Origin of the sequence: Shewanella sp. GutCb, from assembly GCF_002836135.1 — a bacterium.
Lineage (GTDB): Bacteria > Pseudomonadota > Gammaproteobacteria > Enterobacterales > Shewanellaceae > Shewanella.
On the sequence record NZ_PJBL01000003.1, the window covers coordinates 186,388 to 198,363 of the forward strand.

10 protein-coding genes are annotated in these 11,976 nt (G+C 44.4%); 4 read left to right on the forward strand and 6 right to left on the reverse strand.

The window, feature by feature from the left end; genetic code table 11:
• The 3 genes from CXF86_RS04140 (at window position 1) to ppiC (ending at window position 3,719) form a co-directional block, all read left to right on the forward strand.
• Entirely contained in the window at window positions 1-1,740 is a 1,740-nt protein-coding gene (locus CXF86_RS04140) for an N-acyl-D-amino-acid deacylase family protein (protein ID WP_102038402.1), read from the forward strand.
• Between the two features lie 38 nt (window positions 1,741-1,778).
• Window positions 1,779-3,308: an arylsulfatase gene (locus CXF86_RS04145; protein WP_102038403.1), complete on the forward strand. Its 1,530-nt coding sequence runs from the start codon at window positions 1,779-1,781 to the stop codon at window positions 3,306-3,308.
• A 132-nt stretch (window positions 3,309-3,440) separates the two neighbouring features.
• Window positions 3,441-3,719, forward strand: a complete 279-nt coding sequence (ppiC, locus tag CXF86_RS04150) for a peptidylprolyl isomerase PpiC (RefSeq protein WP_101091300.1) — start codon at window positions 3,441-3,443, stop codon at window positions 3,717-3,719.
• 348 nt (window positions 3,720-4,067) lie between these two features.
• Here ppiC and CXF86_RS04155 read toward each other — a convergent pair whose 3' ends face one another.
• From CXF86_RS04155 to gshB, 6 genes are all read right to left on the reverse strand, one after another.
• Complete coding sequence (locus tag CXF86_RS04155) at window positions 4,068-4,982, reverse strand: FAD:protein FMN transferase (protein ID WP_102038404.1); 915 nt, start codon at window positions 4,980-4,982, stop codon at window positions 4,068-4,070.
• Between the two features lie 118 nt (window positions 4,983-5,100).
• Complete coding sequence (locus CXF86_RS04160) at window positions 5,101-6,399, reverse strand: DUF3570 domain-containing protein (protein WP_102038405.1); 1,299 nt, start codon at window positions 6,397-6,399, stop codon at window positions 5,101-5,103.
• Window positions 6,390-6,605, reverse strand: a complete 216-nt coding sequence (locus tag CXF86_RS04165) for a DUF4266 domain-containing protein (protein WP_101091297.1) — start codon at window positions 6,603-6,605, stop codon at window positions 6,390-6,392. The genes CXF86_RS04160 and CXF86_RS04165 overlap by 10 nt, the downstream gene beginning before the upstream one ends.
• A 3-nt stretch (window positions 6,606-6,608) precedes the next feature.
• A complete protein-coding gene (locus CXF86_RS04170; protein ID WP_101091296.1) occupies window positions 6,609-7,076 on the reverse strand; it encodes a TlpA family protein disulfide reductase in 468 nt (155 codons plus the stop codon).
• A 514-nt stretch (window positions 7,077-7,590) separates the two neighbouring features.
• Window positions 7,591-9,585, reverse strand: a complete 1,995-nt coding sequence (locus CXF86_RS04175) for a flavohemoglobin expression-modulating QEGLA motif protein (RefSeq protein WP_101091295.1) — start codon at window positions 9,583-9,585, stop codon at window positions 7,591-7,593.
• Window positions 9,569-10,606 carry a glutathione synthase gene (gene gshB, locus CXF86_RS04180; protein WP_102038406.1) on the reverse strand — a complete coding sequence of 346 codons (1,038 nt, stop codon included), beginning with the start codon at window positions 10,604-10,606 and terminating at the stop codon, window positions 9,569-9,571. The genes CXF86_RS04175 and gshB overlap by 17 nt, the downstream gene beginning before the upstream one ends.
• 586 nt (window positions 10,607-11,192) lie before the next feature.
• Between gshB and CXF86_RS04185 the strand changes: the two genes are divergently transcribed.
• On the forward strand, window positions 11,193-11,936 hold the full coding sequence (locus tag CXF86_RS04185) for a phosphatase PAP2 family protein (RefSeq protein ID WP_257985288.1): 744 nt from the start codon (window positions 11,193-11,195) through the stop codon (window positions 11,934-11,936).
• Window positions 11,937-11,976 lie beyond the last annotated feature (40 nt).

Below are 11,976 nucleotides of genomic sequence, written 5' to 3' on the forward strand. Positions count from 1 at the left end.
ATGTCTGCATACGATACCATTATCAAGGGAGCTCGCTATTTTGATGGCACTGGCGCAGCCTCATCTATTCAAAATATTGCGATAAAAAACGGCAGGATAGCCAAAGTATCTAGCTCAAACATTAGTGAAACCGGCTGCGATCATATTATTGATGCCGAAGATAAATGGCTGATGCCCGGTTTTATCGACACCCACACACACTATGATGCTGAGCTGATTGTCAGTCCGAGCTTATCGGAGTCAGTTCGCCATGGCATCACCACCGTTTTGGTCGGTAGTTGTTCATTGAGCATGGTGTGCAGTGAATATGAAGATGCCTCTGATATCTTTACTCGAGTTGAAACCGTTCCTCGTGAAAAAGTGTTGCCTATTCTAAAAAAATACAAAACCTGGCACACACCAAAGCAGTGGGTGACATTTGCTAAAAACCATCCGCTAGGCCCCAATGTCGTTAGCATGCTAGGCCACAGCGATATGCGAGTCGCCGTTATGGGTTTACACCGTGCCACTGATCGCAATGTAGTGCCCACTGAAGCTGAAATGGTACAGATGGAACGCCTGCTAAAAGAGTCTCTAGAGATTGGCTTTTTAGGATTATCAACCATGTGCCTTAAATGGGACAAACTTGACGGTAATCGTGAATGGTCCAAAAGCTTACCGAGCACCTACGCTAAGTGGAAAGAAGTTTCCCGCCTTAATAATTTAGTGCGCCAATATGACCGGGTGCATCAAGGGGCACCCAACGCAGCCGCCATTCTGCAAATAAATCAATACATGCGCGAATGCATCGGCATTTTCAAAAAGCCTTTAAAGACCACCTTAATTAGTCGAATGGATCTAAAAGGCAGCGTCTATTTGAGTAAAATCACCAACCTAGCCGCTCAAGTCACCAACTTCTTCAATGGTGATTTTCGCTGGCAAGTGCTACCAACCCCCTTCACTGTTTACGCTGACGGTATCGATGTGGTGTTTTTTGAAGAGTTCGGTGCCGGCGAACTGGCATTAGATCTAAAAGACAAAATAGCCCGTAACGCATTACTAAAAGATGAAAAATATCGCCGTGACTTTAGAAAATTCTACGGTGAAAAACTCAGCCCTAGAGTCTGGCAACGCGACTTTGGTGACGCCATTATTCTCGACTGCCCAGATGAATCCATCGTGGGTAAAAACTTTGCCGAAGTAGCCGATAAAAAACAGATCCATGTGGTCGACCTATTTCTCGACCTCGTTGTGGAATACGGTACTGATCTTCGCTGGTACACCACCGTCGCGAACCACCGTAAGCACATACTTAAAAACATGGTCAAAGATAAAAAGTCTTTAATCACCTTTAGCGATGCGGGTGCTCATATTCGGAATATGGCCTTTTATAACTTGCCATTAAGAATGCTAAAGCTCGTCAATGAAAGTATCGATGAAAACCAAGCCATTATGACAATGGAGCAAGCGGTATTTCGTATGACAGGCGATCAAGCGCAGTGGTTCAACATTGATGCCGGGCGCATTCACATGGGTGATAGAGCAGACATAGTGATTATCAATCCCGCCAAATTTACCCAAAACCTAGAGCAAGTCAGTTGGGCAGACATGGAAAACTTTGACCTACAACGCTTAGTTAACCGAAATCCGGGGCTAGTCGAACAGGTATTTATCAACGGGAATCTGGCCTGTGAACATGATGAGATCCACCCTGAACTTGGAAAAAGTATGGAGTACGGCACCTACTTGCCAGCCCATTAAATGCGCCTCATTGACTCAATAAAATACGGATATTAATTATGATAAGCATGATAAAAAGCCTGATTGTCAGCTCTATACTCATCAGTACCGCTAGCGCCGCAGAGCAACCCAATATTCTGGTGATATTTGGTGACGATATTGGCTACAGCAATATTTCCGCCTATAACAACGGCATGCTTGGCTATCAAACGCCAAACATCGATAGCATTGCCAATGAAGGCGCAATGCTTACCTCCTATTATGCAGAGCAGTCGTGCACTGCTGGTCGTTCGGTATTTATTACCGGACAAATGCCTGTTCGCACCGGACTCAGCAAAGTCGGCTTACCTGGTTCTAGCCAAGGAATACAGCCTCAAGATATAACCTTGGCGCAAACCCTTAAAGACTTAGGCTACGCAACCGGACAGTTTGGAAAGAATCACTTGGGCGATCGAGATGAGATGTTACCGACTAACCATGGTTTCGATGAGTTTATGGGTAACCTCTATCACTTGAATGCTGAAGAGGAACCTGAAAATGCCGATTACCCGAAAGACCCGGCCTTTAAAAAACGCTTTGGTCCGCGTGGCGTTATTCATTCCTACGCAGATGGAAAAATTGAAGATACCGGCCCGCTGACAAGTAAACGTATGGAAACCGTAGACGATGAAACCCTAGCAGCAGCCAATGACTTTATCAGCCGCCAAGTGAAGCAGAAAAAGCCCTTCTTCGTTTGGTATAACAGCACGCGAATGCATAACTACACTCACGTCAGCGATAAACATTCAGGTGTAACGGGCTTAGGAGACTACGCTGATGGTATGGTCGAACACGATAACCTGATAGGAGAGTTGCTGGCCCATTTATCCTCACTCGATATTGATGATAATACGCTGGTGATCTATACCACCGATAATGGCCCAATGAATGCCACCTGGCCAGACGCTGCCACAGGTCCCTTTAGAGGTGAAAAGAATACTGGCTGGGAGGGCGGATTTAGGGTGCCGGCGTTAGTAAAGTGGCCCAAGCACATTAAACCAAACTCCAAGTTTAACGGTATAATGTCGTCATCGGACTGGTTTCCAACCCTCACCAGCATCGCTGGTAACTCAGAGATAAAAAAGCAATTACTCGCGGGTTATACCGCCAAAAATGGTAAGCAATACCACAATCATTTAGATGGTTATAATCAAGTCGATTACCTCAGCCATCAAACTGATGAAAGCGCTCGAAAGCAGTTTTTCTATTGGTCTGATGATGGTGAATTACTTGCTATGCGGGATGGCCGTTGGAAATTTAATTTTAAGATCCAAGAAAGCAAAGGCATGGCTGTTTGGACTCAGTCTCAAACAACCTTAAGAATCCCTAAACTGTTTGATCTTGCTACTGACCCTTACGAAAAAGGTGATCAGGGCTTTGGTTACGATGACTGGTGGTATAAGCGTGCATTTGTTGCTGTTCCGGCACAGGTAAAAGTAAAACAAATGTTAGAAAGCTTTAAAGCATTTCCACCACGACAAGTACCCGGCAGTTTTACGGTCGATATCGACATGCAGGATCTTATCAATATCTCCAAGCAAGCTCAGTAAGCTCATCAGCAGCCTTACCGTAAGTAGACCTTCAGCTGCTTACGGTAAGCATTGCTAATATCAACCCTAGCCTCCCCCTTAGATTAAACGGTATAATCGGCCTATTAGTTTCATCATGACATAGGCCTAAACATGGCAAAAACGGCAGCTGCACTGCACATTTTGGTTAAGCATAAAGAGCTTGGCGAAGACATTATTAAACAATTGAACAAAGGCGTTAAGTTTGACGTGCTTGCTAAGAAACACTCTAGCTGTCCGTCGGGTAAAAAAGGCGGTAGTTTAGGCGAGTTCAAAAGAGGCCAAATGGTGCCGCAATTCGATAAGGTCTGCTTCAGCGGTGAGTTGATTACACCGCATTTAGTTAAAACCAAATTCGGTTGGCATGTGATTAAAGTGCTTTACAGGACGTAGAGGCGTATAGATATTGTAAGCTGACTTTCGAGTGTCTTAAACACTTTCTCATTGTGAAGCGCTGTAATAGTACATTGCAATGAGTACGTTATTAAAGTGCTTTACCGGACTTAATAGACTCGGTACTTTTTACTCGCTTGACTAAAGCAACGGCCTTACGGCCGAACAAGTCGTGGCACTTCGCCCCTTCTGTAGTAAAAAGCAGTGCAAGAAAGACAGCTAGTCTGATGTGAATCGATTCAAACATACCGAATATTCATGCTTTTATAACCCTTTTTTATAAAGAGTTACATCCAACCTGAGTTGTGTCTGCACATGCGCTGACCGCTGGTCATTGGAACCGAGTCTCTATCTAAAACACTTAAACTCTACTTCTTGTTCGCTGAGAAAGGCTTCGGCTTGAGCGCCTTCAAGCATCGCCATGGTTGCTAGCATACCTGCCATGACGCAGTTAGGGGCGAGGACGGTGACCGAACGGGGCGCTTTGACTATGGGATAACCGGTTCTTGGATCGATGATATGGCCAAAACGCTGACCATTTTTTTCGATAAATCGGCGGGTATCACCGCTGGTGGCAAGTGCGCCTTGGCGAATTTCCAGTAACGCCGCAGCGCTATCGAGTCGTTGGGGATTTTCAATGCCCACTTGCCAAGGAGGGGCATCTGCCGCTTTAGAGACTGGGCAAGCGATATCACCGCCAAAGTTAACCAGCACCGAAATAGCGGGCCACTGCTCAGCAAGCAGATAAGCCACTCTATCGACGGCATACTCTTTAGCGATACCGCCAAAGTCGAGAGACATGCCTGCAGGAAACTGCTGTTGATGTTCGTTAAAGCTCACCTTTGAAAAATCGACTAACGCCCTCGCTCGCTCGATATCACTCGCCTTGGGGAACTGACTCCCATCGAAGCGCCACAGTGCCATTAAGGGACCGGCGCTGATGTCGAAACGCCCCTCACTGAGTTGATAACATTGGCGGGCAAACTGCAGCAAACTCGCTGTTTCGGCATCGATGGGAGAGGCTTTCCCCGCGGCATGATTGATTTTCCACAGAGGGTTATCTTTAATGAAGCGGCTAAATTTTTGTTCGATGCGTGCGGCTTCACAAGTGGCTAATTCCATCATGGCACGCGTAATATTTTCATCTTCGTTAGCGATGAGTAACTCACAGGGACTCGCCATCGCACGGAACGAACCTACATGCCCCCAGCTGCGACGACTCAATTGAAAATTAGATGATGCCCTTTGATGTTGAATACTCATTCTCCCGCTTTCAATTTCACTAGACCCAGAACGACTAAAACATCCGCTACAATCACCTTACATGATAGGAGAACGGCATGCTTATCGCTTAATTTACGCGAATTAAGTGAGCTAACATTTAAAACGAGTAACTCACCTGTGCCATGATGGCTTTCACCGCTGGAAACAGATCCTGATCTTGCAACTGGCCGACTAACTCGGTGCCGTTATTCTCTGGGTTCTGTTGATAGTACTCCAGTCGATAACTCATCTCATGACCGCCGGAGAGGCGCTGGCCAAACTTAAGCCCCAAAGTATAACTGCTCATATCACCGATACGGTAATCTGCACTGGCATATTCGGGAAGAGGTTCGTCAGCCATCAGGAAGGGACGATAAAAATTGGCGGCTTGTTGCTGATAATATCTCAGGTGCACCTGCCCATAGAAGCGCCCACTGAAATAGTAGCGATAATGGGTCTCCAGAGTATGGGAGTTTAAGTCCCAATCATCGGTACTATAACGGTAAGAAAAATCGACAACACCCGCATCTAGCGCCCCTTTCGTCATCATATAGAAGCTGTGTTTGAGACGAGAATCCGGACGATTCTCATATAAATAACCCTGCGACGTCCCAGTATCATCTACCTGGCTCAAGATTTTATAAGGATCCGTCATATAGCCCGATATGCTGGACAAGCCGTAGTTTGCCTGAAATACCCATCGACGACTCAGCACCTGGGTGATACTTAACATCATATCCATGGTTTTTTTGTCTTCAGTTCCCTCAACACGAGTCAGATCGAAAGCCGTTCTATATTCCTCTTCGGTATTATAATCTCCTCTGACTGCCATGGCCGAAAACGCTACGGGCTTGCCACCAACCGGATCTATGGTATCGAAGGTGTAAGCACCCGATAACACCAGTGTGGTGTTGTCTTTATTGAAGCTGCGCTCAATTCCAGCATTGAGACCCATAGAGAAATAATCAAACTCCTTAGATCCATTCACACCCACATTGGTTTTCCATACCGGAGACAAGGTTTCAGCCCAGTTTGCGCTTGCCTGCACTCGGGTATCATGAAAGGTATCATCGAGAGGCGTTTCACCTGGAGCAGTTTGATATTGACCATTACCGGAGGGGCGGGTAAAGGTTTGAGTTTCTGCCTGGGCGACAGCGCCAGACGCTGATGCACCGGTCAAGCTATCCACAACCAGTTTCATATCCAATAGAGACTCATCGCCAAATGCTTTCTGCACATTGCCGATAGCTTCAACGGCCTGGACTCTATCTTCCTCACCGTAGTACATGATGGCAGCATCAACTTTCCAATCATCCAACTTTTCTTCACTGGCTTGTACTTGGGCGCTTTGCCCAACCAGAGCGCAACTAGCAAGCGCTAATGCTTTAGCGATATTACTAGGATTCTTTAATTGCATCCGCATCCACCTCCCGCGAGTGAGCGACCACCACTACTCCCCTCTTTACTAAAATAGATATGGTCATCAAGGGCTAAGTCTAATTTCTCGCTGTCGAGCGCCATATCGGCCCGAGCCAACTGATTTTTCTCCCAAGGCTCGACACCCAAGCTTGAACAAGCGGATAAACTGATCGCAATAGCAATAGCAATGATGGTTCGATTCATGAGTTACTCCTTCAGCAATTCAATGATTTCATTTTCATAATCTGCCGATTTTTCTTCAAAAAAACCCAGATGCATTTGTACTAACTCTCCCTGACGATTGAAGATATAGCTGCTTGGCATACCTTGCAGATCAAACTTGCTGGCGACATCTGCTTGCGGATCGAAACGGATATGAAAGTCGGCGGGTAATTTTGATAGGAATTTTTTAGCTAGCGCCTTATTTTCATCTAGGTTAATAGCAACAATGGCCAGTCCTTGTTGTTGGTATTTCTGATGCATTGCATTCATCCACGGAAAAGACTTACGGCAAGGCCCACACCAAGAGGCCCAAAAATCCAAATAGACCACTTTCCCCTTAAACTCATTAAGGCTAACCAATTTGTCTTGAAAATTTTGTACCTGGTAGTCCAACGAAGGCGCGGCACTTAAGCTAAACGCCATAAAGCTCAGTAACAGCAATAATTTTTTCATTATATATCCTGATTTATTATCATTAATCCGTTAACCAAATCGACACATAACCCTAACCCAGAAAATGTGAAAGAAATGTCAATGTTAACTTAGTATCAGCCAATGAAAGGAATATCAATAAAAGCAGGGCTGTCTCTATGTTGAATGAGCCAGAAAGATTAGTTTTAATCTAATGAACTACAGTGAAATTATCGAAACTAATCCTCTGTTGCCGCCGGCTAACAATGACAGCCACATAGAGATGATAAATGTGTCCACTATATCTGTGGCCTCCTTAATAAGGGCCGGTTGATGTAGATATACAGGTAAGTCTTATGAGCATAAAAACATAAAGAGGTTGCAGCTAATTAGGATTGATTACTGATTTTGATATTTCTATTAGCATCACTCTCCCATTAGCGCTTAAGTTCTAACAAGCTGTGGTTCAAAAACGAGTTAGTCATCCCAAAACCAGCTGAAAAAAAGCCCTGCTCCATTTCTGGAACAAGGCATGTTTATCGGTATAACACGACAATTAACGAATAGCTGAGACCAGATAATCGATAACTGCAGTATCGGCCGTAGCGGTATGCTGCAGTGCAAATAGCGGCACTGGTTTTTCCAGCATGTTTCGTTCGACCATTTCGTTAATAATAGGCAAATCGAGTAAACCAGCTTTACCTACCAGTAAGTTATCTAGCGGCATAGTTTTACTCAAGTTCACAATATCTCTAAAGCCTTTTAAATAAAGGAAGTCTTTGGTAAAACCACCACCGCGATAAACTCGCGTGGTTAAGGTAAATGCCTGCTCTGTTGTTTGACTATATTCGCGCATTAGAGTGTGGAACGTCATCGAAAAATCTCGCTGCTCCAGCATTAAGTTAACCGCTATCACTCGCATCGCCAGTATTTTCAATCGGCTCAAGGTTAAATTGCCAGAGCAATACTCGCTGTAAATCGCCAACCCCTCTTGAGTATGAGTATTGCCCACTAAGCCAAGAGACAATACCTTTAACTGCTGACGCCTAGCGTTAACCGTGGTCAACATATGCACTCCAAGCTCATGGTAAGCAAATGCAATCAGCTCTTTGCTACTGAACATGGCGTCTTTATTGATTAACAAGCTGCCCTTTTCATTATTAACCATTGCCTTGGCAACCAAGCGAGAAGATTTTTCGACCTTACACTTCAGCCCCCACTCATCCGCCTGCTTTTGGAATGACTCAACCGCATGGTCGGCATCAAAAATAGACGCGTCTTCATCAGCTTCAATGGCTGGCGCACGCAATAAGAACTGAGCATTTGCTATGTCATCTTTATCTGGCTGACCATAATATTTAAGCGAGTTATAAACAAAGTCATCAGTGCCAATAGAGCACAGCAGATCAATCTTTGTCGCTAAGTTATCAATCACATGCCGATAAAGCTGTTGAATGTCAGCATCCATCACGTTTTCGACGGGCAACTTATACAGCAGTTCTCGGAACTGGTACGGGTTCAAATTTAACTGTTTGTAGTTAAACTCAGGCGCAACAGCCCCTTTACGGGCTAAAAACTTTTTACGCTCGCTAGCGATATTAATCGGGTTAATATATTTCAGCGTGGCGACGTTATTGGCCAACTTAAACAAGCTCTTGTCGAGCGATAACAGCTCTGGCGGTAATGTCGATGATAATAGATCAATGCTCCTGACAGACTTACGCTTGCCAAAGCGGCGCATAAAATACGCTGCAGTTTCTGATATCGCTTGTTTAACGCCCGCTTTTAACTCCTCTAACACCAAGGGGTACAACTCGCCCGTGGTTTCGTCCATAAACACTTTCTTCACTTCCACTGGCAACACCAAGGTGTTGTCAAAGTGCGCGTTAATATGCGCAATTAAATAACCACGCCCTTGAAACACTTCATCGGTTGCTGCACGTACATCAAGGTTTGGTAGCGCTATTTTATTCAGCTGTTTTTCAAAATGTTGACAGGTCTCACCCCAGCGCTCAGTATCAATTTGACTAGTGCCAATATTAAATGTTGGCGTATTCGCCTCAATGCGTTGATGGTTGTATGAGTGCACATCAAACACAATGCTGTTTTTAAACTGCTTTTCTAAGCGAGCAACCAGTGCCCCGAGCACATTATAAAAAGACTGATGCTTAGCATGGCTCTCACCGCGCTGCTTTGGCGTTAATGGCTTTTGCCAAACCTGCTTATCCCACGCCGTTTTAAAATAGGTCGATAACGTTTTAGGGCGATTTAAGTCGTATTCAAAACGTGAATCGTTGCCTATCAATACAATGGGAAAAGATGACAATAACTCATCAGTGTATGGGTCTTCCTCATAGAAGCGCTCAGGCTTAGTGAGTAAGAAGCTCTTTTTCAGATCAGCTCTCAGGCGGTGTCCATTATGAATAGCCGTACACACGACTGGCGAGTATTCATCAATCTTAACGATGAATGAACCGCCATCGACCTCAGCGTGGAAGCACTCGCCTTTATTGATTAAAGCAATACACTCTTTTTCAGTTAATATGAGCATCGTCGATCGCCTTTCTAAACGCTGTTTTTCTGATGTTTAACGCTTCTTTGGCATTGACCACGCTTTCAACAAAATCAATGACCTTCTTTTGCAGCTTAACGTTGTTCAACTTGTTGATCCGCATGATGCCACCAGGGCTTTGCACGTTAACTTCAATCAACTTTTCGTTAATCACATCAATGCCGACAAAGAACAAACCATCACGCACCAACTTAGGACCGATGTGCTTGCAAAGGGCTTTTTCATTTTTGGTCAGTGTATGCTTAACCACACTGCCACCCGCATGAATATTTGAACGCACTTCACCTGAAGCCGGAATGCGCTTCATAGCACCAATGGGTTCGCCATTGAGCATTAAAATTCGCACATCACCTTGCTCGGCACCTTCGACATACTCTTGCAAAATAACGTAGTTACCGCCCTTACCGCTGTTAATGTAGAACTCGAGTAATGAGTGGAAACTCGTTTGCGCCGCCTTCTCGACCAGAATCACACCTTGGCCGCCATAACCATCAAGTGGCTTCATAATCATCTTGTCGGTTTTTGACTCCCGCAGTACTTCCTCCAAATACTCAGGTGTTTTTGACACATGAGTCACCGGAATGAACTGATTGGTTGGATCGTCAAATGATGCGGTATACAGCTTATTGTTCGCGATTCGCAGACCATCGATATCGTTCATGATAAAGACATCATCACGCACTGAATCAAGGAAATTGAGCGCGATGGTGTCTAGCGGCGGATTGGCACGCATAATGATGCAGTCAAAGCCCGCTAGCGGTAAGCGCAGGGTTTTAAACTGCGCTTTTTTATAAAAAGAAACGATATTACTGGGCGTCACCTGTTCTTTACTAAACACTCGGCAAAACGCACTCGCTTCACTGTCGCGCATGGTTAAATTGCTAGTGGTAGCAAGCGCAACGGTATGACCTCGCGCAACGCACTCGTGGATCAACCGAATGCTAGTATCGGTTTCAGGTTCGATGTTTTCCCATGGGTACATCAAAAATAAAATTTTCAATTGGATCTCTTAATAAAACGGAATGCTCTAAAGATCTTGGGCCAGGACTGGCTTGGGGAGGTGTAGAGTACTCAAAATAAACAACACAATAATTCGGGTGTAATCACCAGAATCCGACTATGACATCTATCTATCAATACAAGTTTGAACTAGATAAGGCGGCGTAATTTACACCGATTTTAAAAAAATGCAAATAAAAAATGCACTGATATTGAGTTTATTTATGGGGTGATAAATCATCTTAAAAATCCAACAACCATTTCATTTAGTCCCCCAAGAGCGCTAACAACTAAAACTCATTATAATCAGCAGATTGACTAGTAATTACACTCGGTTGACAACATACGTTATCAAGTTCACTTACCAGTCAAAATTATCGAATAAAGTGCTCAATTTGAGCTATCTAGCAGACGTCAGAAAAGTGATCGCCATAACTTAGTAATAAAGGCGCTTCAATGGTTAATATACTGACGTTACATTCATCGGATCCTCTTTCGACATTTCTTTCACAAGTGATTTAATAAACTCATGCCTCCGATATCAGTAGCCTTCCTAACAAGGCACGGTGAAAATAGGTATGGTTCCGATGCATAAAACAGTAGATGTTCAGCAACCTTTTTCTCTTGAGCGCCATATCAGCTACCCGCTAATGCTGTTTCTATTAGTGGCCGCCATTTTTGAATATTTCCAATTCGATCTTAATATTGCTCAGTATTTTTTTAGCCTAGAGGGCGGCGTTGATAGCTGGCCTTTAAGAGGCCAGTGGTTGAGTGAAAATGTATTGCACACCGGTGGTCGCAACTTAGTTATCGTATTAGGCACAGCATTACTGATTTCATTGGGATTAAGCTGTAAAAGCAAACGTTGGAATCAATACAGACGTAACTTACTCTGCTTAACGCTAAGCGTGCTGACCTCAATACTATTAGTGAAGTTTGCCAAAGAGTTCACTCACGTTAGTTGTCCGTGGGATGTGATTCAATTTGGTGGCCAATTTGCTTATGTACCCATTTTTAGCCCCTTACCTAATGGTGCTGAATTTGGACAATGTTTTCCTGGTGGACACTCAAGTGGTGGCTACGCTTGGGTTGCGCTGTATTACTTTGCATTGCAGCTCAAACCTAAACTACGCTGGTATGGATTAGCCTTTGGCATACTCTTGGGCGCGACATTTAGCTTAACTCAACAGCTAAGAGGCGCACACTTCTTCTCCCATGGTTTATGGAGCCTGGCCATATCCTGGTTTACCGCCAGCAGCTATTATTATTTCCTATTTGTGAGAGCCAAAAAACAAAACCGCCTAGTGATTCCTGAAATGACTAGCCATTAAAACGGTCTCATAAAACTCATCTTTAAGCCACTAACATAAT